Raw genomic sequence first — 22,832 nt, forward strand, 5'->3', positions numbered from 1 at the left:
TTAAAATGGGGCATACACCCCATTTTAATTTTATCAGATAAACTATATTTTTTAAAGTGACTCGGAAATTCTTTCAAATTCTGCATCATCAATGTCGTAATTTCCATAAACATCTTGGACATCATCGTTATCATCTAAAACATTTAATAGTTTTATTAACTTTTCTGCGTCATTCCCTGTAATTGTAACTGTATTTTTTGGTATGTAAGTTAACTCTTCGTCTGCCGAATATCCAGCTTCTTTTAAAGTATCTCTCACTTGAGCCATTAAATCTGGATCTGTGGTAATTTCTACTGGGTCACTGTTTTCATCAATGTCTTCTGCTCCAGCTTCGATAGCTTCCATCATGAATTCTTCAAAATCTTCAACTTCTTCTTTTGGAACTTTGATTAAAGCTTTTCTTTCAAAATTCCAAGATACAGCTCCATTTTCTGCTAAAGAACCACCATGTTTTGATAGAATATGCCTAATTTCTTGAGCAGATCTATTTTTATTGTCTGTTACAACAGAAATGATCAATGCAATACCTGCAGGGCCGTAACCTTCATAAAGAAGTTCATGTAGTTCTTCTCCTTCTAATTCTCCGGTACCTTTTTTTATTGCAGTCTCAATTTTATCTTTAGGCATGTTCGCATCTTTAGCTTTATCCATAGCAGCCCTTAACCTTGGGTTTGCATCAGGATCTCCACCAGCATCCCTCGCTGCTATAGTTAGTTCTCTGATAATTTTCGTAAAGACCTTAGATCTTTTGGCGTCTTGAGCACCTTTTCTGTGTTTAATGTTGGCCCACTTATTATGCCCGGACATTTATATCCCTCCTAAAAACCTTTTATTATAAGTAAAGTTATATCATCGTGTTGAGGTGTTTCTTTTACAAATTGGTCCACAGAGTCTATTATACTTTTAACTATTACATTGGTATTTTTTTTACTTATCTCTTTTATTACATTTTCAAGTCTTTTTTCTCCATACTCCTCTTTATATTCATTTCTTGCCTCTGTTACACCATCTGTGAAATTTGCTATTAAAAATTCTTTTTCGTACTCGATTGCTTCTATTTCATAACCAAAATCTTCTGAAACTCCTAATGGCAAACCAGTTGAATCAATATAATGCACTTTACCATCTTTTAAATATGGAGTTGTGTTATGGCCTGCGTTTATTACTTGTACTTTTTTAGTTTTTGAATTTATCAATACAAAAATAGCGGTTACAAACCTATCATCTGGAATATTTTTGTTTAAATATTTGTTTAAATAATTTACCATTTCCATTAAGCCTTTATTTTCTTCTGCTTTGCTTCTCACTATAGCTCTAAGAGAGCTCATTATTAAAGCCGCTGGAACGCCTTTACCGGAAACGTCAGCAACTAATCCTAAAATTTCGTGATTACTTATCTTTATTATATCATAATAATCTCCGCCCACTTCGTAAGCAGATCTATAAAAAGCAGATGTAGAAACATTGGCTATTTCTGGAATTTCATCTGGAAGTAAAGATGATTGGATTTCTCTTGCAAGTTTCATTTGTTCGTTTATCTTTTGTTGTTCAATTTTTTCATCTAAATAGTTAATTGTATCAAAGCCAAAAGCTATTTGTTCTGTAACTGATTCCATTATTTTTTTATCAGAGGCTAAATAAAAAGAGTTATCAGTTTTTCCGTACAAAAGAATAAAACCCCATGTTTTTATTTGTGACTTAATAGGCAAAAGTATAAATGATGTATCTTTAGAATTTATCTCATCAGTCTCTTTTAAAATAGTTTTTGGTTCTTCGTTTTTTTTAAATAAATTGATCAATGGGTTGATGTTTTCATAATCTAAATCAACCAAATCAAGAAACAAAGGCTTGAAGTCCAATGATTTGTCAAAGTTCACAAATTCTCCGACTACAATATTTTTAAAAATTATTGAGCTTTTTAATCTTTCTACAATTGTTTCTATCGATAATCGAGGGTCTTTATTGGCAAAAACAAGCTTAGATATCTCTAAAACGGTTGTAAGTTCTTCATAAATTCTTGATATTTCTTCGTATTGAGCTTCTAAGATCAAAGTATTTTCTTCCATTTGAATTTTGTAGTTGTTCAATTCTTTTAAATACTTATCAATTAAATATTCACTTCTCTTTTTTACTATTTTTTCATCAGAAACTTTATCTTTGTATATATTAAGTGTTTCATTTAATTTATTATATATTTTATCATAGAAATTATCCATCGTTATCTCCAAGAAGTTCTGACACGGTGTCTACTAAAAATTTTGGACTAAAAGGTTTAGTTATAACTTTTTTGGCCCCAAGGTTGAGAGCCATTTCTTCATCTGATTCTCCACCTTTTGCAGTCAAAACAACTACTGGTATTTTACAATTGATTTTTTTAAGTTCTTTTAAAACAGTAAAACCATCCATAACAGGCATCATGATATCCAAAAAAATCATATCAGGATTTTCAGACTCAATTTTATCTAACCCTTCTTTCCCGTTAACAGCTTCCATTACTTCATAACCAGCTGATTTTAAATTAAAAGTTATTATTCTTCTTAAAACATTAGAATCATCGACAACTAAAATTCTTTTCATGAATATTACCTCCAGTAAGTCTTATCACAAATTGGAAAACATAAAAATTCTTTATAATCTTGTATATTAAATATCTTTAAAATGTTATAAATCATATTGTAATCTTGATAATATTTTAACATAAAAACATTATTTTTATTTTTATGTATTCTTAGTTCTTCAAAAATAGCTTCCTTCTTGTATTCTGACTTCCCTTTTTGAATAACTTTTATATTTTCAAAATCATAGAAAAGATTTTCAGATAGATATACTTTAAAGTCAAAACCTTTAAGTGCTTTTGAAAGCCTGAACTTATCGTCTACTTCCTTATAAAAATTTAGATTTAAACCCCTTGGTGTATAAACATCAAAAGATGAAAAATCAAATGATTTTTTAGTCTCAACAGTTAGGAAAAAATTTCTATTTATATATCCGAATGGAATGGGATTTGAAAAAGAAAATAAAGGCTTGGGGTTGAATCCTTTAGAAAATTCAAAAGGGCATTTTGCTCGTCTCAATGATTCTTCAATTATTCTTATAGTATCCAGATGACCATTGTAAATCAATTTCCCTGATTTTTTAAAGCTTAAAAGATATTTCATTTATACCTCCATATAAAATGTTTTGATATAAATATATTAACTTAAATATGTATTTTTGATTTAAATAATATATTATTTTTATTTAACAATTAAAATTTTTTATAGTAATATATGATATAATTTTTTTGATTATGTTTACTTAGTTTCAGGAGGAAATCAGATGAAAAGTTTTTTATTTGGATTTATAATAACAATTTCAATATTAATGATTGTATTTTTTTATTCTAAAGATTTTTATGAAGATACTTCTTCAATATTTTTGGTTAACTCAAATTATAATACATATCTTTTTGATGATGGAGATATGATACTCCCCACAAAATATAAGTATGAATATTTAGAAGATATACCAAACGATCTCTTGTATTTGTTATTATGGAGCGAAGATAGAGATTTTTATAAACACAACGGTATAAACCCAAAGACTATGATGAGGGCTATGTTGATCAACCTAAAAAATTTTAATATTTCTCAAGGAGGGTCAACCTTAACTCAACAATTGGCAAAAACACTATATCTAACTTATGAGAGAACGGCAAAGAGAAAAGTTCTTGATATAATGCTTTCATTTTTTATAGAGAGAAGCTATACGAAAGATGAGATTTTAGAAGCTTACGTAAATAGTGTTTATTTGGGGAACGATATTTCTGGGTTTGCAGCAGCATCCAGAAGATATTTTGAAAAAGATGTTGATGAATTAAATATATATGAAAAAGCACTCTTGGTTGGCATTATAAATAGGCCCGTCTATGCAAACCCATATAAATACCCAGAAGAAGCAAGAAAAGAAGCCAAGATATTACTTGAATCATTAGATGAGAATAATCCTATATTTAAGCCAGAGTCAAATTTTGAATCACAGGTTAATGCCATAGATATATATCCTCTTAACTACAATGAAGAATATTTAGATTTAATATATTCCATAAAAGAAAAAGAAGAAGAATTGAATTTAAAAGGCGGAGGTTATACTATAAAAACCACTTTCAATAGAGATCTTTTTAATTCTATTACTCCTAATTCAAGTCAAACAGCTATAGTAATTAACAATAAATCTGGAGAGATAAAAAGCTTTTGGGGAGGAGAATATTCAGTATACCAGTCGAAAAAACAAGTTGGGTCTAGTATAAAACCTTTTTATTATGTTCTTGCGTTAGATAAAGGCTTTAACTTAAATACTATACTACCTGATAAAGAGATGTCTTTTGGTGGTTGGAAACCTGAAAACTTTGATAAGCAGTTCCGTGGAGAAGTTGAACTAAGTCAAGCTTTAATACATTCTATAAATATTCCTTCTATATATTTAGCTTCTCATATAGAAAATTCTCCAACAAAATCAGTTGAAAGAATCAAAAACTTTTTGAAAGAGGATCTGGAAATCGAGGCAAATTATCCAGATGATTTAACAATAGCTTTAGGTACTTTAGAAACTAACCCCTTCAATATGGTTAGAGCAATAAACATTTTTCCGAATTATGGTATAATTCCTGAAATATATGCTATTGAAGAGATATATGATAGAAAAGGCAATTTAATATATAAAAATTATCCTTCTATTCAAAAAAGGATAGATGAAATATCTGTTGAAACATACTCGGCAATGAATCAACTTTTGAGAAGGGTGGTAACAGAAGGATCCGCACAACGAGCCAATGCTGAGGGAATTGACTTGCACGGTAAAACGGGTTCTCCAGAATTATCTACATGGTTTGTTGGTTATACGGGAAATAAAAGTATTTCTGTAAGAATTGATGGGAAAGATTTATTATCTTCAAGTTCTTCCGTTCCATTTGCAAAGCAAATAGCAGAGAATTTTATATATACTGGATACAATTCAGAAGTTCCAACTTACATTAATACGTCAAACTTTGAACAAAAAGCTGATTTCTTCAACGAACCTGTTATCTTTTTAAGTAAAGGATACGATTTTGAAGAATATCTCGAAAAGAAAAAATTTCAAGAAGATCCAGAAGTTTTAAAAGAGAAAATAGAAAATATTATTGATGAATTAGAATATATTTATCCTGATATTTCAAAAAAATTAAAGGATTGGATGAATTTAAATTTGGTAGATTTTATAAAATCACCGTATTCTTTTATACAAAACGGTTATGATCTTGAAACTTATTTAGAAAATATTGAGATCAATCCAGAAATAGTTCACAAATTAAAACAACTCTCAAATGAATTAAGCTATGTATATCCATATGAATCTCAACTAATAAATAAATTTTTAAAAGAGAAGGGATATTGATGAAAGAAGTTAAAAAAAATGAAATTCTTATAAAAAAAGATGAGATTCCTAAAAAGTTTTATTATATAGTAGATGGAGAAGTTGAAAACAACAAGAAAATATATAGAAAGGGTAATTTTATCGCTCTAATTCATTGCTTAATTCAAACAAAAGTTTCAGATAATTATAAAATCCGAAAAAACGCCAAATTGATGGAATTTTCAGACATAAATGATATTGATAAGGATTATATTGATGATTTTCTTAAATATGTTTCTAAGTATACAAACAACATAATCTTTAAAAATTCAATAGGTGAAAAAATTTCAATTAACGAGTTGGTAAAAAATAAGGAATCCTTCATAAAAGGTGATACTGGAGATTTAGATTTTTCAAATGATGAAGAGTTGAACGAACTTTTAAATACTTTTGATTATTTCGTTAACGATAAACAACTGCAAATTACTTTACCTGAATCATTTGAAGAGTATAAAAAAGAATTAAAAGATGCCATTATAGAATTAAACATATCAAAATTTATAAATTATTCTAAAATGGGGCTTTATAACTACGAAGAAAATTGGGATGACTTTTTAGATGAATTGATCGATATAGCAATAACGATAAATGATAGAGCTCTTGTTTTATATTTGCTATATATTGCAGGGATGAAAATGAGAGATTATAAAAAAATAAATGATTTGATAAAAAAAAATTGGGAATTTTTAAGATTTAACAACAACAACATTTGGATAGATTATGCAATGAGATTTGTAAATAATCAACTCCTTTTTGAAGAGGTGTTGAAAAAGTGACATATCCATACTTAAAAAATTTTGCAACTAAAAGCAACAGCATTTACTATATTAAAAGTGGTATAGTAGCAGCCTTATTATATTCTAAGAAAAAACCTTTTTTATGCCATATATATACAACTGGGGACTTTGTTGGGATTGACAAATATCAAGATGATGTAGGTATTATAGATTACTACATGCTAACTGAATGTGATTATGAGATAGTTTCTGATGATCAATTAAATAGCGAAAAATACAAAGAATCATTCCGAGAATTTATGAAAACTTTTTTACAAGAAATTACCGCATATAGGACAGAGGATTACGATAAAATTTTGGAATATAATTTAGAAAAGATATCAAGATTTTCTAACGAAATTGAAGGGATACCTTTGTCTTTTGTAAAAGAAATGGGCATTAAAAATGATTTAGATAAATTATTAGAAAAAGATAAAGTAGTTCTTGAAAATCAGGTATATAAAATAATAAAATAAAAAAGTAACATACAATTAATCAAAAAAATCAGTAAGAATGATAAAATACTGAAATGGATTAAGGTCTTAAAGCTTTGATTTTTTCAAGGTACCTATAATCCGGGCTTTTTATTTCAAAACAGGAGGTGACAGTATGTACGCTATTATTGATTTTGGTGGAAGACAATACAAAGTAGAAGAAGGCCAATCATTATTAACTGAAAAAATCAATGGAGTAGAACCAGGAACAGACTACGAATTTGATAGAGTAATTTTAGTTAAAAATGATTCTGAAGCAAAAGTTGGGAAGCCTTACGTTGAAGGGGCAAAAGTAGTTGCTGAAGTTGTGGAACATGGAAAAGATAGAAAACTTAAGATAATTAAGTTTAAAGGAAGAAAACAATATAGAAAAGTTAAAGGCCACAGACAGCAATATACTGAAGTAAAAATAAAAAAAATAGACATGTAAGATGGTTAAAGTTTCTTTCTATAACAAAAAAGTTATTTTAAAAGGTCATGCCATGCATGGCGATTATGGTCAAGACATAGTTTGTTCAGCTATAAGCTCTATTTCTCAGTATACAGCTGAATTTTTAAAAAAAGAAAAATTGGGTTCCTATAAGAAAAAAAATGGATATTTAAAAATCGAATATTCAAATGATGAATTGTCTTTAAAAATAATAGAGCACATGAAAGAAGCAATGATCAGTATCGAAAAAGATTATCCTGGAAATGTTAAGGTGGAGGTGAAAAACAAATGAAATTAGATCTTCAACTCTTTGCTAAAAAAAGTGGTTCAGATCAAAATAAACACGATAGCAATCCAAAATACTTAGGAATAAAAGCTGGAGAAGGTAGAAAAGTAAATGCTGGCACAATAATAATGAGACAAAGAGGAACTAAAATTCATCCAGGTAAAAATGTAGGATTGGGTAGAGATTTTACATTATTTGCCACAAAAGATGGAGTAGTAAGATTTACTACTAAAAATAATAGAAAATATGCAAACATTTACGATGAGTAATCATGAAAGCTAAAAGAATTGCAACCTCTGGAATTTTTGGAGTAATTGCTTTTTTAATAACATTTATAGAATTTCCTATATTTCCAGTGCTTCCATTTTTGAAATTTGATGCAAGTGATTCCATAATAATTTTTTCAAATTTGGTTTATGGTTTTGTACCTTCGTTACTAACTTTAATAGTAAAGAGTTTTTTGTTCTTGTTTAAAAGTGGTGACGGTGGACCAATTGGAATTCTAATGAATTTCATTTCTGGATTTGTATTTATAGGAGTTTTTCAACTAATAAAGAATAAGATCAATATTTTTATTTCTTATTTTATAGCGTCAACATTTGTAGGGTTAGCAATGTATATTGCAAATTATTACATAGCAATTCCAATATATACAAATGCCAAAACACCAGATTTTATTAACTCATTAGGTTTAACCATTACAAATTTTTTTATACTAATAATATTATTTAACATAATCAAATTTATGGTTGACTCGTTAATAGCTTATTTTTTTGACAAAAAATTAGAAAAATATATAAATCCGTGAAAGGAGGATGAGAAATGAACTCAAAAATGATTCAAAAATCATATATGGCTAATCAAGAAGATTCAAGGAACAAAAAATGGTTCATAATAGATGCTGAAGGGAAAACTTTAGGTAGATTAGCTGGACAAATTGCAAAAGTTTTACAAGGCAAACACAAACCTACATACACTCCACACATAGATATGGGAGATTTTGTAGTTGTAATAAACGCTGAAAAAGTTGTTTTAACTGGAAGAAAAATGGAGCAAAAAACATATTTCAGACATACAGGCTACCCAGGCGGAGGAAGAACATCTCACATAAAGGATGTAATGGAAAAACATCCTGAAAGAGTTATCGAACACGCTGTAAAAGGCATGTTACCTAAAACAATATTGGGTAAGAAAATGATCAAAAAACTAAAGGTTTATGCAGGAGAAAAGCATCCACACGATGCACAAAAACCTGAAAACCTTGAATTATAGGAGGGTAGTTAAATGGCTGAATTTGTTGATTACTACGGAACTGGGAGAAGGAAAACATCTGTTGCTAGAGTTCATTTAAGACCTGGCACAGGAAAAGTAAAAATTAATGGAAAAAATTTCGATAATTTTGTTGAATATTTTAATGGAAATAAAGTTTGGGCTCAACACGCTCATGAACCAATTTTAACAGCTCAATCAGAAGGTAAATTTGATTTTGTTATAAGAGTTCATGGTGGTGGTTACAATGGACAAGCTGGAGCAGTAAGATTAGGAATTGCAAGAGCCTTATTAGAATATGATCCTGAATTAAGATCAGAACTCAAAAAAGAAGGTATGTTAACAAGAGACCCAAGAAAAGTAGAAAGAAAAAAGTACGGTCTCAGAAAAGCAAGAAAACACGCTCAATTTTCAAAAAGATAATTCTTTTTTATACAAAAACGGCTCATTTGGGCCGTTTTTTTTCTCAAGATGGTGATTTTTTATGGCAGAGAAATACAATAATTTTAGGCAAATAACTGAAAAAATAAAAGAGAACCTTAGTATTGAAGATGTTTTGTCTTCTTATATAAATGTAAAAAAAGCTGGGAAAAATTACACAGCTTTATGTCCATTTCACGCTGAAGACACGCCTTCTTTTTATATTTTCCCTGAAACACAAACATATCATTGCTTTGGCTGTAGTGCACATGGAGATGTAATTAATTTTATAAAAGAATATGAAAATTTGAGTTTTGTTGATGCATTAAAAAAAGCTGCTTCCTTAGCTGGTGTTAAATTAGATTTAGATATAAAAACCAAGCCTAAAGAAATAGAGCTAAACGAATCATATCTAAAAATCACTCATGAAAAATTATTGAGCTTAAAAAAAGGCCACAAAGTTTGGAGATTTTTGGAAAAAAGAGGGATAAATGAAAATACTGTAAAAGAATTTGAACTAGGATTCTCTTCAGGTAATGAAGTTGAAAAATCATTAGATGATACATTATTCGAAACAAAGATGGCTGTTGAAATGGGATTGATGAATAATGGTAAAGAATTCTTTTACAATAGATTAATAATACCTATAAAAGATCCAAAAGGAATGATAGTTGGCTTTGCGGGAAGAGCTATTGATGAAGACACAAAGCCTAAATATGTTAACTCAAAAGAGAATAAATTTTTTAAAAAATCCAAAATATTGTATTTATTTGATAAATCAAAAAAATACATCGAAGAAAATGATATGGCTATTATAACAGAGGGCTTTTTTGATGCTATTGCTATGCATAACTCTGGTTATAAGAATACAGTTGCCGTATTGGGATCAAACTTAACAAAAGATCATGCCTTTGAGCTTATGAAAAAAACAAACAAAGTAATAACTATGTTTGATATGGATTCAGCAGGAGAAAAAGCAACTTTATCTGCCATAGATACTTTATTTTCAAAAAATTTTCAAATAGCTGTAGCTAATTATGAGGCAAAAGATCCTGATGAACTCATAAGGAAAACAGGAAAAAAAAATCTTGCAGAAGTTTTAAAAAAATCCTATAAATTTCATGAATATATTATAGATGTTAATAAAAAACATTATAATCTTGATAATGAATTTGCCATGGAGCAGTATCTGAAAGAGATGGCAAGATGGTATAAAAAATTTGAAACCTATAAAAGATATGAAATTATGGATGCATTTATAACAAAAATTTCAAAAGATTTTTTGAAAGATAAAGAGTTAATAGAAAAAATATTGCGAGAACATTCAAAAAGATTAAGAGATAGCAAGGTAATCATAAAACAAAATACACATAGTCCTCAAAATATCGAAAAACAAATAAGATATGATTTAGGTAAGTCTTTTATATATTTATGGTTAAAATATCCTGAATATAGAGAAAAAATAATGGAAATTGCCGACGAAGAAATGCCTGAAAATCCGCTCAGAGAATTTATTTCTTTGTTAAAAGAAGGGAAAAAACTTCCAGAAATATTAGAAGCATCTTCAGATGAACTATCTGAAATTGTTTCTGAAATTTGGAAAGTTGATTATTCATTCAATCCTGAAAGGATAATGTACGAATTAGAAAAAACTTTTAAAAAGATAAAAACAAATCGAGAGATAGAAAAATTAAAATCTAATCTCAAAAATGAAGAAGATTATACTAAAAGAGCAGAGTTGACTAAACGAATTATTAAATTATATTCAAAAATAAAGAATAATGGAGGGAATAACCCATATGGCCAAAAGTGAGCTAAAACAACAGAAAGTAGATGATGCAATTAAAAAATTAGGAAATATTGAAATTGTTGATGATGATAAAGTTAAAATCAAAAGAGAAAAAGAAAAATACACAAAAAAACTTTCAAAAATGCTTCAAGACATAAGAAAAAAAGCAAAACAAAACAATAAAACGCTCACATATGAAATGATAGATAAATACATCCCACAAGAAATGTCAGATATAATAGATAGTGATTTTATAGAAAAACTATATACTATATTAGAAGAAGATGGTATAGAAATAATTGAGGATGACAATATTGATGAAGCTAAAGAACAATTAGATAACGAGGATGAGGATGATTTAAAAAAGATATTTGGAAATACATTAGAAATGTATGATAATATATCATTAAACGATCCTATAAAAATTTATTTAAAAGAAATTGGAAGAATAGGACTTTTGACTCCAAGGAGAGAAAGACTCATAGCTCAGAGAGCTAAAAAAGGAGATAAAAAAGCAAGAGATCTTTTAATAAAGGCTAACTTAAGATTAGTTATAAGTATTGCTAAAAGATATACAAATAGAGGTTTGAGTTTTTTAGATTTAATACAAGAGGGAAATATAGGTTTAATCAAAGCAGTAAATAAATTTGATTGGAAAAAGGGATTCAAATTCTCTACATATGCAACTTGGTGGATTAGACAAGCAGTTACAAGAGCAATAGCTGATCAAGCTAGAACAATTAGAATACCAGTACATATGGTTGAAACTATAAACAGGCTAAACAAAGTTATAAGAGAATATTTACAAGAACATGGAGAATATCCTTCTAACGAACAACTATCAAAACTAATGGATAAACCAGTTGAAAAGATAGATGAAATATTGATGGCTGCCAGAGAAACCATATCAGCTGATTCTCCCATTGGAGGTTCTGATGATGATGACACATCTATAGGTGATTTTTTTGCCGACAACAATGCCGATCAACCAGAAGAAGCTGCGGTTAAAATGATTCTTAGAGAAGAAATAGAAAAAATATTAGATACATTACAGCCTAAAGAAGCGACTGTCTTAAAAATGAGATATGGTTTATTAGATGGTAAAGTAAAAACACTTGAAGAGGTAGGAAAATTCTTCAACGTTACAAGAGAGAGAATAAGGCAAATCGAAGTAAAAGCTCTCAGAAAATTAAGACATCCAAGTAGAAGCACACAATTAAAAGAATTGAGCAATATGTTAGGAAGGAAAATACTTTGAAATAAAGGGGCTTTTCTAAATGGAAGAAGACAAAAAAATATTTGAAATAAAAAAAGAGATACCTAAATTTTTAAAAGATAATCTGGATGAAGAACAGCTTGATGCCGTTATTAATTCTAATGGTAATTCTTTAATAATAGCAGGTCCAGGCTCAGGAAAAACAAGAGTAATCACTTATAAAATTGCTTACTTATTATCTCAGGGAGTAAAACCAAGTGAGATAATGCTTGTGACATTTACAAGGGCAGCAGCAAAACAGATGACTGATAGAATTAGAAATGTAACAGATCAGGATTTAACAGGCATAACCGCAGGCACTTTTCATCATGTATGTAATGGGATTTTGAGAAGATATGCTAAAGCAATAGGTTATGAAAACAATTTTTCTATACTCGATTCAGAGGATTCGAAAGACTTGTTAAAAATCATTAGAAATGAATACAAAGAGGGGATGGGAGAAGACGCCAAAAAATTCCCGAAGGAGTCTGTAATTCAAAAAGTTATATCTTATGCATCTAATACTTTGAAGTCTATTAGAGAAAGCATTTTAGAAATAGCCCCTTATTTAATTGATTATGAAAACGATATAGAACACATTTGGGGTAATTATCAAGAAATGAAAAAGAACATCAATGCAATGGATTATGATGATTTACTTGTTAATACTGCCCATTTGTTATCTTTTAATAAAAAGGCTTTAAATGATATTGCTTCTAAATATAAATATGTTTTAGTTGACGAATTTCAAGATACCAATAAAATCCAGCTTGAAATAGTTCAAGCAATAAGTTCTTATTCAAAGAATTTGATAGTTGTTGGAGATGATTCTCAAAGTATTTATTCATTTAGAGGAGCAAGATACGAAAATATCGAAGAATTTATAAAAAGAGATGATACAAAACTTTTCAAAATACAAACGAATTATAGGAGTACACCTAATATTGTTTCTTTTATAAACAATATGCTTCCAAATAATTCTGTAGAAAAAAATCTTAAATCTGTAAGAAAAGAATATGTAAAACCAAATATCATAGAAACTTTTGATGATTTAGAACAATCGGAAGCCGTAATAAAGATCATCGAAGAAAAAATAGATCAAGATGTTGATCTAAATGAAATAGCTGTTTTATATAGATCGCATGCTTTATCTATGACTTTACAGCAAAAATTAGATTCTCAACAAATTCCCTACAGACTTTTATCGGGAAAAAGGTTTATAGAAACTAAACATATTAAAGATGTTTTATCTTTCTTAAAAATATTATACAATCCCTATGATAATATCTCTTGGAATAGATCACTGAAATTGTTCAGTGGCATAGGTGTGAAAACTGCAACAGATATTTATAAATCAATAACCTCACAATTTAAAGAGGGAATAAATATGCTGGAAGCATTTAAAAATAGTAAGTTGAAAAAATTCAAAGAAGCCTACGAATTTTATAAAAAGCTTTTTGAAAAAGATAAAAATAAACCCGATGAAATAATAAACTTCATATTTAATGAATTTTACAAAGAGTATTCTAATTTGACATTCAGAAACTCTGCCTCAAGAAACATGGATATAGAAAGGTTTCAGGATATATCTTCTCAATACGAATCTTTGATGAAATTTTTAGAAGAAATGACTTTAAGCGAAAATATAACTGTCAAATCTGCTGAAAGAGACCAAAAAGAAGATCAAATAACATTGACAACAGTTCATGGTGCAAAAGGATTAGAATGGAAAGTTGTGATATTGTTATCGGTTAATCCAGGGGATTTCCCAAATGGGATGGCCATAAAAGAGAAGAAATTAGATGAAGAAGAAAGGTTGTTCTACGTAGCTATAACAAGGGCTAAAGACGAATTATATATTCTAAAACAAATAACTGGATCGACAAATCCATTCATGAGTAATTCCTATGTATTTGTAAAAAAGGAATACGATTTTATCAAAAATATTCCAGAAAATTTAGTAGAAACATTCAAAACAAGTTATAAATATTAATTTCTTTACAAACAATTAAAATATAATGTTAACCCAATTTAATTGAAATTTAAAATTTAATAATGTAGAATATAAGTTGGTATTTTAAAAATAAAAAAGGAAGGAGGGCAAATATTTAATGCCTACAATTAATCAATTGATTCGTTTTGGTAGAAAACAATCAACAAAAAAAACAAAGTCACCAGCTTTGAAATCTAATCCTCAAAAAAGAGGAGTTTGTGTTAGAGTTTCAACAATGACTCCTAAAAAGCCAAACTCTGCTTTAAGAAAAATAGCAAGGGTTAGACTATCAAATGGAATTGAGGTTACTTCATATATTCCGGGTGAAGGACACAATCTTCAAGAACATTCTAACGTATTGTTAAGAGGTGGAAGAACAAGAGATCTTCCAGGGGTAAGATACAAAGTAATCAGAGGAACATTGGATACAGCTGGAGTGGAAAGCAGAAGACAATCAAGAAGTAAATATGGTACTAAGAGACCTAAATAATAAGGAGGGTTGAACTGAATGAGAAGAAGAAGAGCTGAAAAAAGGAAAATAATTGCTGATCCAATTTATAACGATGAATTGATCACTAAATTAGTAAATAGAATAATGTTAGATGGGCAAAAATCAAAAGCTCAAAAAATAGTTTATGGAGCGTTAGAAATTTTGCAAGAAAAAACAGGAGAAAATGCAGTAGAAGCTTTTCATAAAGCTATAGAAAACGTAAAACCATTAGTTGAGGTTAGATCAAGAAGAATTGGTGGTGCAACTTATCAGGTTCCATTCGAAGTGCCTGAAAGAAGAGCATTATCATTATCTTTGAGATGGATTGTTACTTCAGCGAGATCAAAACAAGGGAAATCTATGATTGATAGATTATCACAAGAATTATTGGATGCTTACAATGGTGTAGGTGCTGCTGTTAAGAGAAAAGATGACGTTCACAAAATGGCGGATGCTAATAAAGCATTTGCTCACTACAGATGGTAATTTAGGAGGGAGTAGACTTGAAAGAGAGAAAATTAACCCTCGATAAAATAAGAAATATCGGGATAATAGCACATATAGATGCAGGTAAAACAACTACAACAGAAAGAATATTATACTATACTGGGTCAAAACATAAAATTGGATCTGTTGATGATGGAACTGCAGAAATGGACTGGATGGAACAAGAAAAAGAAAGAGGTATTACAATTACATCAGCTGCAACAACTGCTTTCTGGAAAGACCACAGAATAAATATTATTGACACACCCGGTCACGTGGATTTCACAGTTGAAGTTGAAAGAGCTTTAAGAGTATTAGATGGGGCTGTTGCAGTATTTGATGCACAAGTTGGAGTTGAACCTCAATCAGAAACAGTTTGGAGACAAGCCGATAAATATAGTGTACCAAGAATAGCCTTTATGAACAAAATGGATAAAATTGGTGCAAACTTCTTTAACGCAGTACAAACAATGATTGACAAGCTTGGAGCTAATCCAGTTCCTATTGTTATTCCAATTGGTGCAGAAGCTGATTTTAAAGGTGTAGTTAACCTTATTGAGATGAAGGCTTATTTATGGAATTCTGATGATGGAATGGATTTTGAAATTACAGATATTCCAGAAGATTTAAAAGAAATAGCAGAAGAAAAGAGAGAAGACTTAATTGCAGCTGCTGCTGAATTTGATGAAGAATTAATGGAATTGTATATTGGAGAAGAAGAAATTAGTAATGCTCAATTAAAATCAGCAATTAGAAAAGGTACATTAGATAATAATCTTATACCTGTTTATTGCGGAAGTGCATTTAAAAATAAAGCAGTACAACCAGTTTTAGATGCTATAATTGATTTTTTACCTTCTCCTTTAGATATGCCTCCAGTAAAAGCTTTTGATGAACAAACAGGTGAATTTATTAAAGAGATAGAACCGACTAAAAATGAAGATTTTTTAGCCTTAGCTTTTAAAATAATGGTGGACCCTTACGTAGGTAAACTTACTTTTATGAGGGTTTATTCAGGTTCGTTGGAAAAAGGAAGCTATGTTTTAAATACAACAAAGGGTAAAAAAGAAAGAATTTCAAGATTGATGTTCATGCATTCAGATAAAAGAGAAGAAGTGGATTATGTAAGAGCTGGAGATATAGTAGGTGTTGTTGGATTGAAAGACACAGCTACTGGTGATACTTTAGCTTCAGAAAATTCAGACTTGATTCTTGAAAAATTAGAGTTCCCAGAACCAGTTATCAGTGTTTCTATTGAACCAGAAACTAAAAATGATGAGCAAAAATTGTCAAAGGCATTAGCAGCTTTAACTGATGAAGATCCAAGTTTAACTGCTTATGTTGATCACGATACTGGGGAAACAATTCTTTCAGGCATGGGCGAATTACATCTTGAAATAATTGTAGATAGAATAAAAAGAGAACATAAAGTAGATGTTAAAGTTGGTCAACCACAAGTAGCTTACAAAGAAACTATAAAGCAAACCGCAGATGTTGAGACTAAATATATAAGACAATCTGGTGGTAAAGGTCAATACGGACATGTAAAAATCAAAATTGAACCTTTAGTTACTGAAGAAGAGAAAACCTTTGAATTTGTAGATAAAATAGTTGGTGGAGTTATTCCTAAGGAATACATCCCAGCAGTTGAAAATGGAATTAAAGAAGCAATGCAAACTGGTGTATTAGCAGGATATCCAATGGTTAATATTAAGGCTACACTTTATGATGGTTCATACCATGAAGTTGACTCTTCAGAAATGGCGTTTAAAATAGCTGGTTCTATGGCTTTTAAAGATGCTGCTAAAAAAGCAAAACCAGTTTTATTAGAACCAGTTATGAAAGTAGATGTTACCACTCCTGAAGAATATATGGGAGATATTATAGCTGATTTAAATTCAAGAAGAGGTAGAATTGATGGATTCGATAATGTTAGTGGTTCAAACACCAGAATAGTTCATGCTATTGTTCCATTATCTGAATTATTTGGATATGCTACAGCCATGAGATCTTTATCTCAAGGAAGAGCTACCAACTCAATTCAATTTGCAAGATACGAAGAAGTTCCAGCTAATGTCGCTGAAAAAATTATTAATAAAGACTAATCAGCTTGAAGTCTATATAAAAATAATGTATAATTTGTGATGATGTAAAATTTTTTATTAAATATAAGGAGGGAATCCTAGAATGGCAAAAGAAAAATTTGTAAGAGACAAAGTCCATATGAACATTGGTACAATTGGACATATTGACCACGGTAAAACAACATTAACAGCAGCTATAACAAAAAGCTTATCTTTAAAAGGTGGAGCTGATTTTACTCCATTTGACATGATCGATAAGGCTCCTGAGGAAAGATCAAGAGGTATTACTATCAACGTTACTCACGTTGAATATCAAACAGAAAAAAGACATTATGCACATATAGACTGTCCAGGACATGCTGACTATATCAAAAACATGATTACAGGTGCAGCTCAGATGGATGGTGCTATATTAGTTGTTGCAGCAACTGACGGTGTAATGCCACAAACAAGAGAGCACGTTCTTTTGGCAAGACAAGTTAACGTACCTGCTATAGCAGTGTTTATCAATAAAGTGGATATGGTTGAAGATGAAGAATTAATTGAATTAGTAGAAATGGAAGTTAGAGAATTATTATCAAGCTATGAATTCCCAGGTGACGATGTTCCAGTAATTAAAGGTTCAGCTTTAAAAGCATTAGAAGAGCCAGATGATGTAGACGAATGGAAATCACATATTTATGAATTAATGGATGCAGTAGACGATTACTTCCCAGAACCAGAAAGAGCTGCAGATCAACCATTCTTAATGCCAATAGAAGATATTTTCACAATAACAGGTAGAGGAACAGTAGTTACAGGAAGAATTGAAAGAGGTAAAATACACACTGGAGATGAAATTGAACTTATAGGTGTAGGTAAAGAAATTTCTAAAACAGTTTGTACTGGTGTAGAAATGTTCAGAAAAGAATTAGACGAAGGTACAGCTGGAGATAACGTTGGTATACTTTTAAGAGGTAAAGGAAAAGATGACGTTAAAAGAGGACAAGTCTTGGCAAAACCAGGCTCAATTACTCCTCATAAAAAATTTAAAGCCGAAGTTTACGTTTTAAAGAAAGAAGAAGGCGGAAGACATACTCCATTCACAAAAGGATATAGACCACAGTTTTATATCAGAACAGCGGATGTTACTGGTACATTAATTGATTTTGATGGTGGAGCAGAAATGGTAATGCCTGGAGACAACATAACAATGACAATTGAATTAATCTACCCAGTTGCTCTTGAAAACAACATGAGATTTGCTATAAGAGAAGGCGGAAGAACTGTTGGTGCTGGTGTTGTTACAGAAATAATAGAGTAATAAAACAGAATTGAAATAATTTAAAGTTAAAATAATTAAGGATTCCGGGGAGCGGATAGCTCCCCTTATTATTGCAAAAAGGAGGCATAGAATACCGTATGGGTAAAAAATTTATAAAAATTAGATTGAAAGCTTATGATCATAGATTGTTGGATGATTCTTCTAAAAAAATAATCGATGCAGTAAAAGATTCAGACGTAAAATTATCTGGACCTATTCCATTACCAGTAGAAAAAAGTGTTTATTCAGTAATCAGATCACCACATAAATATTCATACTCAATGGAACAATTTGAAAAAAGAGTTCATAAAAGAGTTATTTACATATATGATGCTTCATCTGAAACTGTTACAAAATTATTGAAAGTTAAATTACCAGCAGGTGTTGCAGTAGATATAAAAGCGTAATAAAATTTAATAGATCGGGCTCTGGAGGTGTAATTAATGAAAGGTATTTTAGGAAAAAAAGTAGGTATGACTAGAGTGTATAAAGACGGAAAGGCTATCCCGGTCACAGTTATAAAAGCTGGACCTTGTTTTGTCGTTCAAAAGAAAAATGTTGACAACGATGGATATAATGCTATTCAAATTGGTTTTGAAGAAATTCCTGAAAGAAAAGTAAAAAAACCTCTCGCAGGACATTTCAAAAAAGCAGAAGTTAAACCAATGAGGCACTTACACGAAATTAAAGTTGAAAACATTGACGATTATGAAATTGGACAAGAAATTAAGGTTGATCTTTTTGAAGAAGGTGACAAAATTGATGTTATTGGTACTTCAAAAGGAAAGGGAACAGCTGGTCATATAAAAAGATGGAATTTTAGTGGAGGAGAAAAAACTCACGGGTCTAAATTTCATAGAGCATTAGGATCAACTGGTAACGCATCATATCCTGCAAGAGTATTCAAAGGTAAAAAGATGGCAGGACAATACGGTAATGCAAAAACAACAGTTCTAAATTCAGAAGTTGTATATTTAGATGTAGAAAATGATATAATAGCGATCAAAGGTGGAGTTCCAGGAGCGAAGGGCGGATTAGTGTTTGTAAGAAACGCTGTTAAAGTTAAAAAATAATAAACGCCCGAAAACGTGATAAGGAGGTAAGATGTATGGCTAAAGTTGATATATTGAATACAAAAGGCCAAAATGTTGAAACTTTAGAATTGAATGACAATATCTTTTCATTAGAGCCTCACAAAGATCTAATGTACAGATACTTGGACATGCAATTAACAAACAGTAGAGCAGGAACCGCTTCTACTAAGACAAGGTCTGAAGTAAGAGGTGGAGGAAGAAAGCCTTGGGCCCAAAAACATACTGGTAGGGCAAGAGCTGGATCAATAAGATCTCCTTTATTCAGAAAAGGTGGAGTTATTTTTGGTCCAAAACCAAGAGATTTTAACAAAAAACTAAACAAAAAGATGAAAAGATTAGCTCTTAAATCAGCATTAAGTTTAAGACTAAGTGAAGGGAACATGATCATTTTAGATGATATCAGTTTTGATACACCAAAAACAAAATCAATGAAAGAAGTTTTGTCTGCATTAGATTTAACAAGTAAAAAAGTACTAATGCTTTTACCTTATAAAGAAGAAAAATATGAAAATGTTAAATTATCTGCTAAGAATATCTCTAAAATAAAGGTAATTATTGCTGATAATCCTAATCAAGGTAAAACAAATGTCGATGGTTTAAACCTTTTTGATTTAATTAACAATGAAAAAATCATTCTTACTAAAGATATGGTTAAGAAAATTGAGGAGGTGCTCGTCTAATGGAAAAAACAAGAGCATATGATATAATTATAAAACCTATCCTCACAGAAAAAAGCTATATGATGATGCAAGAAAATAAATACACATTTAAAGTAGCAAAAGATGCAAATAAATTAGAAATAAGAGAAGCAATTGAATTATTATTTAATGTTAAAGTTGTTGACGTGAAAACTATGAACTATAAACCAAAACCTAAGAGATTGGGTAGAAGTGAAGGTTATAGAAGTAGTTGGAAAAAAGCAATAATAAAACTTGCGGATGGCTATGTAATTAGAGAATTACAAGGCAACATGTAATGAGAGGTGATAAATAATGGCTCTTAAGAAGTTTAAACCATCAACTCCTTCTAGAAGATTTATGGTGATGGTAGATCAATCCGACTTAAGTAAAAAAGGACCAGAGAAATCTCTATTGGCTCCTCTTAAAAAATCTTCCGGTAGAAACAATTACGGTAGAGTAACTATGAGACATAGAGGTGGAGGTCATAAAAGAAGATATAGAATAATTGACTTTAAAAGAAATAAAGTTGATGTTCCTGCAAAGGTAGTTTCTATTGAATATGATCCAAACAGAAGTGCAAGAATTGCATTGTTATATTACATTGATGGCGATAAAAAATATATTTTAGCACCAAAAGGATTAAAAGTTGGATCAACAGTAATGAATGGCCCAAATGCAGAAATCAAACCTGGTAATGCGATGCCGTTAGAAAATATTCCTTTAGGTTCTATCATACACAACGTTGAGTTTGAACCTGGAAGAGGCGGAAAAATAGCAAAATCTGCTGGGACTTATGCTCAGTTAATGGCAAAAGAAGGTAAATATGCATTATTAAGAATGCCATCAGGAGAACTACGAAGAGTAAGAACTACTTGTATTGCTACATTAGGGATGGTGGGAAATGAAGACCACATAAACGAAGTAGACGGTAAAGCAGGTAGAAAAAGATGGAAAGGTTGGAAATCTAAAGTTAGAGGTATGGTTCAAAACCCAGTTGATCATCCAATGGGTGGTGGTGAAGGAGCTTCAAAAGGACATCTTCCAAGATCACCATGGGGAACACCATCAAAAGGATTTAAAACAAGAAGAGGAAAAAAACAAAGTGATAAATTTATAGTAAGAAGAAGAAAAGGTAAATAAGGGGGTGTAATGAGTGAGTAGATCATTGAAAAAGGGACCATATATACATAAAAGTCTCATAAAGAAAATAAGTTCAATGAACGAAAAAGGCGAAAAAAAAGTAATAAAAACATGGTCAAGAGCATCAATGATAATCCCTGAAATGGTAGGACATACAATAGCTGTTCATAATGGAATGAAACATATTCCAGTTTATATAAGTGAACAGATGATCGGACATAGATTAGGTGAATTTGCTCCAACTAGAAGATTTGGGGGTCACGTAGACAAAAAAGCAGCTAAAGGAAAGATGAAGTGAGGAGGTAATTCAAATGGCTTCTAATGTTTCAAGAGTTAAAGACGGAAAAAGATTAAAAAGATCCGTTTATCATAAATTGAGAAAAGAAGAAGAAGCAGCAAAACCAAAGGTTGAAGCAAAAGCAGTTGCAAAGTACATAAGAATGTCGCCAAGTAAAGGTAGATCAACTGCAAATGCAATAAGAGGAAAAGATGTTTCAGAAGCACTTCAAATATTAATGTTCAGTCCTAAAAAAGCGGCCAGAATAATATATAAAGTTTTAATGAGTGCTATTGCTAACGCTGAAAACAACTTTGGTTTGAAAGCAGAAAACTTAATCGTATCTGAAATAATGATAAATGAAGGTCCAAGAATGAAAAGACTATGGGCCAGAGGAAGAGGAAGAGCCGATATTTTACAGAAGAGAATGTCTCATATACAAATTACAGTTAGGGATAAAAACGCTGAAGAATAATAAGCGAGGTGAAATTTGTGGGTTCAAAAGTACATCCATACGGGTTCAGAGTAGGTGTTTCCAAAGAATGGAAGTCAGTTTGGTTCAGTGAAAAGAACTATGATGAATACCTAAGTGAAGATAGACAAATTAGAGATCACATATATAAAAAATATGAAAGAGCAGGAATCGCTGATGTTATTATTCAAAGACCTGGTGATTCTTTAGTAAAAATAGATATACATGCTTCAAGAGTAGGCATGGTTATTGGTAAAAAAGGTTCTGAAATTAAAGCACTTAGGGAAGAATTAAGCAAGATGATAAACAACAGGGCAATAAAAGTCTATGTTGAAGAAGTAAAAGTGCCTTACACATCTTCACAATTAGTAGCTGAAGATGTAGCTGGACAGCTTTTAAGAAGAGTTTCTCATAAAGTAGCTATGAAAAGAGCTATATCTAATGCTATGAGAAGAGGAGTAAAAGGAATCAAAATAATGGTTTCAGGAAGATTAGGTGGAGCAGATATTGCTAGAACTGAATGGTATATGGAAGGAAGACTACCTTTACAAACTTTAAGATCCGATATAGATTACACATCAAAAGAAGCTCAAACAAAGTATGGAACCATTGGAATAAAAGTGTGGATCTATAAAGGTGACACACACTTATGAACCAAAGGAGG

General features: G+C 30.5%; 28 protein-coding genes. 24 read left to right on the plus strand and 4 right to left on the minus strand.

Going from position 1 to position 22,832, the window contains the following annotated elements; all coding sequences use genetic code 11:
- Positions 1 to 51 precede the first annotated feature (51 nt).
- From BLS00_RS00980 to BLS00_RS00995, 4 genes are read right to left on the minus strand one after another with little or no spacing between them, the layout of a single operon-like run.
- Complete coding sequence (locus BLS00_RS00980; protein ID WP_091401983.1) at positions 52 to 807, minus strand: YebC/PmpR family DNA-binding transcriptional regulator; 756 nt, start codon at positions 805 to 807, stop codon at positions 52 to 54.
- A gap of 11 nt (positions 808 to 818) precedes the next feature.
- Positions 819 to 2,216, minus strand: a complete 1,398-nt coding sequence (locus BLS00_RS00985; protein WP_091401984.1) for a PP2C family protein-serine/threonine phosphatase — start codon at positions 2,214 to 2,216, stop codon at positions 819 to 821.
- A complete protein-coding gene (locus tag BLS00_RS00990; protein WP_091401985.1) occupies positions 2,209 to 2,577 on the minus strand; it encodes a response regulator transcription factor in 369 nt (122 codons plus the stop codon). Before BLS00_RS00990 ends, BLS00_RS00985 begins: the two co-directional genes overlap by 8 nt.
- 5 nt (positions 2,578 to 2,582) lie before the next feature.
- The gene (locus BLS00_RS00995) at positions 2,583 to 3,158 is read right to left on the minus strand and encodes a TIGR03936 family radical SAM-associated protein (protein ID WP_091401986.1); all 576 of its coding nucleotides are present in this window, start codon (positions 3,156 to 3,158) and stop codon (positions 2,583 to 2,585) included.
- Between the two features lie 160 nt (positions 3,159 to 3,318).
- Here BLS00_RS00995 and BLS00_RS01000 point away from each other — a divergent pair, with 160 nt between their 5' ends.
- The 24 genes from BLS00_RS01000 (at position 3,319) to rpsC (ending at position 22,821) form a co-directional block, all read left to right on the plus strand.
- Positions 3,319 to 5,412, plus strand: coding sequence for a transglycosylase domain-containing protein (locus tag BLS00_RS01000; protein ID WP_091401987.1), 2,094 nt, complete (start codon positions 3,319 to 3,321; stop codon positions 5,410 to 5,412).
- Positions 5,412 to 6,206, plus strand: coding sequence for a cyclic nucleotide-binding domain-containing protein (locus BLS00_RS01005; protein ID WP_091401988.1), 795 nt, complete (start codon positions 5,412 to 5,414; stop codon positions 6,204 to 6,206). Before BLS00_RS01000 ends, BLS00_RS01005 begins: the two co-directional genes overlap by 1 nt.
- Positions 6,203 to 6,682, plus strand: coding sequence for a hypothetical protein (locus BLS00_RS01010; RefSeq protein ID WP_091401989.1), 480 nt, complete (start codon positions 6,203 to 6,205; stop codon positions 6,680 to 6,682). Before BLS00_RS01005 ends, BLS00_RS01010 begins: the two co-directional genes overlap by 4 nt.
- A gap of 133 nt (positions 6,683 to 6,815) precedes the next feature.
- Positions 6,816 to 7,130, plus strand: coding sequence for a 50S ribosomal protein L21 (gene rplU, locus BLS00_RS01015; protein ID WP_091401990.1), 315 nt, complete (start codon positions 6,816 to 6,818; stop codon positions 7,128 to 7,130).
- Between the two features lies 1 nt (position 7,131).
- Positions 7,132 to 7,422: a ribosomal-processing cysteine protease Prp gene (locus BLS00_RS01020; protein WP_091401991.1), complete on the plus strand. Its 291-nt coding sequence runs from the start codon at positions 7,132 to 7,134 to the stop codon at positions 7,420 to 7,422.
- Positions 7,419 to 7,685: a 50S ribosomal protein L27 gene (gene rpmA / locus BLS00_RS01025; RefSeq protein WP_091401992.1), complete on the plus strand. Its 267-nt coding sequence runs from the start codon at positions 7,419 to 7,421 to the stop codon at positions 7,683 to 7,685. The genes BLS00_RS01020 and rpmA overlap by 4 nt, the downstream gene beginning before the upstream one ends.
- Before the next feature lie 2 nt (positions 7,686 to 7,687).
- Complete coding sequence (locus tag BLS00_RS01030; protein ID WP_091401993.1) at positions 7,688 to 8,224, plus strand: ECF transporter S component; 537 nt, start codon at positions 7,688 to 7,690, stop codon at positions 8,222 to 8,224.
- A gap of 14 nt (positions 8,225 to 8,238) precedes the next feature.
- Entirely contained in the window at positions 8,239 to 8,688 is a 450-nt protein-coding gene (gene rplM / locus BLS00_RS01035; protein ID WP_091401994.1) for a 50S ribosomal protein L13, read from the plus strand.
- 12 nt (positions 8,689 to 8,700) lie between these two features.
- On the plus strand, positions 8,701 to 9,108 hold the full coding sequence (gene rpsI, locus BLS00_RS01040; RefSeq protein ID WP_091401995.1) for a 30S ribosomal protein S9: 408 nt from the start codon (positions 8,701 to 8,703) through the stop codon (positions 9,106 to 9,108).
- A gap of 61 nt (positions 9,109 to 9,169) precedes the next feature.
- Positions 9,170 to 10,918, plus strand: a complete 1,749-nt coding sequence (dnaG, locus tag BLS00_RS01045; RefSeq protein WP_091401996.1) for a DNA primase — start codon at positions 9,170 to 9,172, stop codon at positions 10,916 to 10,918.
- Positions 10,905 to 12,152 carry an RNA polymerase sigma factor RpoD gene (gene rpoD / locus BLS00_RS01050; protein ID WP_091401998.1) on the plus strand — a complete coding sequence of 416 codons (1,248 nt, stop codon included), beginning with the start codon at positions 10,905 to 10,907 and terminating at the stop codon, positions 12,150 to 12,152. The genes dnaG and rpoD overlap by 14 nt, the downstream gene beginning before the upstream one ends.
- Before the next feature lie 19 nt (positions 12,153 to 12,171).
- On the plus strand, positions 12,172 to 14,142 hold the full coding sequence (locus tag BLS00_RS01055) for an ATP-dependent helicase (protein ID WP_091402000.1): 1,971 nt from the start codon (positions 12,172 to 12,174) through the stop codon (positions 14,140 to 14,142).
- A gap of 118 nt (positions 14,143 to 14,260) precedes the next feature.
- Positions 14,261 to 14,632 carry a 30S ribosomal protein S12 gene (gene rpsL, locus BLS00_RS01060; protein WP_091402002.1) on the plus strand — a complete coding sequence of 124 codons (372 nt, stop codon included), beginning with the start codon at positions 14,261 to 14,263 and terminating at the stop codon, positions 14,630 to 14,632.
- A gap of 18 nt (positions 14,633 to 14,650) precedes the next feature.
- Entirely contained in the window at positions 14,651 to 15,118 is a 468-nt protein-coding gene (gene rpsG / locus BLS00_RS01065) for a 30S ribosomal protein S7 (protein WP_091402004.1), read from the plus strand.
- Positions 15,119 to 15,135: 17 nt separating this feature from the next.
- Entirely contained in the window at positions 15,136 to 17,223 is a 2,088-nt protein-coding gene (gene fusA, locus BLS00_RS01070) for an elongation factor G (RefSeq protein WP_091402005.1), read from the plus strand.
- Between the two features lie 82 nt (positions 17,224 to 17,305).
- Positions 17,306 to 18,505 (plus strand): elongation factor Tu, encoded by a 1,200-nt coding sequence (gene tuf, locus BLS00_RS01075; protein ID WP_091402007.1) that lies wholly within the window; start codon positions 17,306 to 17,308, stop codon positions 18,503 to 18,505.
- A gap of 98 nt (positions 18,506 to 18,603) precedes the next feature.
- Positions 18,604 to 18,912, plus strand: coding sequence for a 30S ribosomal protein S10 (gene rpsJ / locus BLS00_RS01080; RefSeq protein WP_091402009.1), 309 nt, complete (start codon positions 18,604 to 18,606; stop codon positions 18,910 to 18,912).
- Between the two features lie 36 nt (positions 18,913 to 18,948).
- Positions 18,949 to 19,578 (plus strand): 50S ribosomal protein L3, encoded by a 630-nt coding sequence (gene rplC / locus BLS00_RS01085; RefSeq protein WP_091402011.1) that lies wholly within the window; start codon positions 18,949 to 18,951, stop codon positions 19,576 to 19,578.
- Between the two features lie 35 nt (positions 19,579 to 19,613).
- On the plus strand, positions 19,614 to 20,279 hold the full coding sequence (gene rplD, locus BLS00_RS01090) for a 50S ribosomal protein L4 (protein ID WP_091402013.1): 666 nt from the start codon (positions 19,614 to 19,616) through the stop codon (positions 20,277 to 20,279).
- The gene (rplW, locus tag BLS00_RS01095) at positions 20,279 to 20,575 is read left to right on the plus strand and encodes a 50S ribosomal protein L23 (RefSeq protein ID WP_091402015.1); all 297 of its coding nucleotides are present in this window, start codon (positions 20,279 to 20,281) and stop codon (positions 20,573 to 20,575) included. Before rplD ends, rplW begins: the two co-directional genes overlap by 1 nt.
- 16 nt (positions 20,576 to 20,591) lie before the next feature.
- Positions 20,592 to 21,419, plus strand: coding sequence for a 50S ribosomal protein L2 (gene rplB, locus BLS00_RS01100; protein WP_091402018.1), 828 nt, complete (start codon positions 20,592 to 20,594; stop codon positions 21,417 to 21,419).
- A gap of 13 nt (positions 21,420 to 21,432) precedes the next feature.
- Positions 21,433 to 21,717: a 30S ribosomal protein S19 gene (gene rpsS / locus BLS00_RS01105; RefSeq protein WP_091402020.1), complete on the plus strand. Its 285-nt coding sequence runs from the start codon at positions 21,433 to 21,435 to the stop codon at positions 21,715 to 21,717.
- A gap of 13 nt (positions 21,718 to 21,730) precedes the next feature.
- On the plus strand, positions 21,731 to 22,171 hold the full coding sequence (rplV, locus tag BLS00_RS01110; protein ID WP_091402023.1) for a 50S ribosomal protein L22: 441 nt from the start codon (positions 21,731 to 21,733) through the stop codon (positions 22,169 to 22,171).
- A 17-nt stretch (positions 22,172 to 22,188) separates the two neighbouring features.
- Positions 22,189 to 22,821, plus strand: coding sequence for a 30S ribosomal protein S3 (gene rpsC, locus BLS00_RS01115; protein WP_091402025.1), 633 nt, complete (start codon positions 22,189 to 22,191; stop codon positions 22,819 to 22,821).
- Positions 22,822 to 22,832: the final 11 nt, after the last annotated feature.

The organism is Geotoga petraea (genome assembly GCF_900102615.1).
Lineage (GTDB): Bacteria > Thermotogota > Thermotogae > Petrotogales > Petrotogaceae > Geotoga > Geotoga petraea.

Bases quoted from the DNA above. Each gene is read 5' to 3' on its own strand.
- BLS00_RS01055 (WP_091402000.1), top strand. From the start codon at position 12,172: ATGGAAGAAGACAAAAAAATATTTGAAATAAAAAAAGAGATACCTAAA.
- BLS00_RS01020 (WP_091401991.1), top strand. From the start codon at position 7,132: ATGGTTAAAGTTTCTTTCTATAACAAAAAAGTTATTTTAAAAGGTCAT.
- rpsG (WP_091402004.1), top strand. From the start codon at position 14,651: ATGAGAAGAAGAAGAGCTGAAAAAAGGAAAATAATTGCTGATCCAATT.
- rpsL (WP_091402002.1), top strand. From the start codon at position 14,261: ATGCCTACAATTAATCAATTGATTCGTTTTGGTAGAAAACAATCAACA.
- BLS00_RS01000 (WP_091401987.1), top strand. From the start codon at position 3,319: ATGAAAAGTTTTTTATTTGGATTTATAATAACAATTTCAATATTAATG.
- rplB (WP_091402018.1), top strand. From the start codon at position 20,592: ATGGCTCTTAAGAAGTTTAAACCATCAACTCCTTCTAGAAGATTTATG.
- rplC (WP_091402011.1), top strand. From the start codon at position 18,949: ATGAAAGGTATTTTAGGAAAAAAAGTAGGTATGACTAGAGTGTATAAA.
- rplU (WP_091401990.1), top strand. From the start codon at position 6,816: ATGTACGCTATTATTGATTTTGGTGGAAGACAATACAAAGTAGAAGAA.
- BLS00_RS00995 (WP_091401986.1), bottom strand. From the start codon at position 3,158: ATGAAATATCTTTTAAGCTTTAAAAAATCAGGGAAATTGATTTACAAT.
- BLS00_RS00985 (WP_091401984.1), bottom strand. From the start codon at position 2,216: ATGGATAATTTCTATGATAAAATATATAATAAATTAAATGAAACACTT.
- rplD (WP_091402013.1), top strand. From the start codon at position 19,614: ATGGCTAAAGTTGATATATTGAATACAAAAGGCCAAAATGTTGAAACT.
- BLS00_RS01030 (WP_091401993.1), top strand. From the start codon at position 7,688: ATGAAAGCTAAAAGAATTGCAACCTCTGGAATTTTTGGAGTAATTGCT.
- rpoD (WP_091401998.1), top strand. From the start codon at position 10,905: ATGGCCAAAAGTGAGCTAAAACAACAGAAAGTAGATGATGCAATTAAA.
- BLS00_RS01005 (WP_091401988.1), top strand. From the start codon at position 5,412: ATGAAAGAAGTTAAAAAAAATGAAATTCTTATAAAAAAAGATGAGATT.
- dnaG (WP_091401996.1), top strand. From the start codon at position 9,170: ATGGCAGAGAAATACAATAATTTTAGGCAAATAACTGAAAAAATAAAA.
- rplM (WP_091401994.1), top strand. From the start codon at position 8,239: ATGAACTCAAAAATGATTCAAAAATCATATATGGCTAATCAAGAAGAT.
- BLS00_RS00980 (WP_091401983.1), bottom strand. From the start codon at position 807: ATGTCCGGGCATAATAAGTGGGCCAACATTAAACACAGAAAAGGTGCT.
- BLS00_RS00990 (WP_091401985.1), bottom strand. From the start codon at position 2,577: ATGAAAAGAATTTTAGTTGTCGATGATTCTAATGTTTTAAGAAGAATA.
- rplV (WP_091402023.1), top strand. From the start codon at position 21,731: ATGGCTTCTAATGTTTCAAGAGTTAAAGACGGAAAAAGATTAAAAAGA.
- rpsJ (WP_091402009.1), top strand. From the start codon at position 18,604: ATGGGTAAAAAATTTATAAAAATTAGATTGAAAGCTTATGATCATAGA.
- rpsI (WP_091401995.1), top strand. From the start codon at position 8,701: ATGGCTGAATTTGTTGATTACTACGGAACTGGGAGAAGGAAAACATCT.
- tuf (WP_091402007.1), top strand. From the start codon at position 17,306: ATGGCAAAAGAAAAATTTGTAAGAGACAAAGTCCATATGAACATTGGT.
- rplW (WP_091402015.1), top strand. From the start codon at position 20,279: ATGGAAAAAACAAGAGCATATGATATAATTATAAAACCTATCCTCACA.
- rpmA (WP_091401992.1), top strand. From the start codon at position 7,419: ATGAAATTAGATCTTCAACTCTTTGCTAAAAAAAGTGGTTCAGATCAA.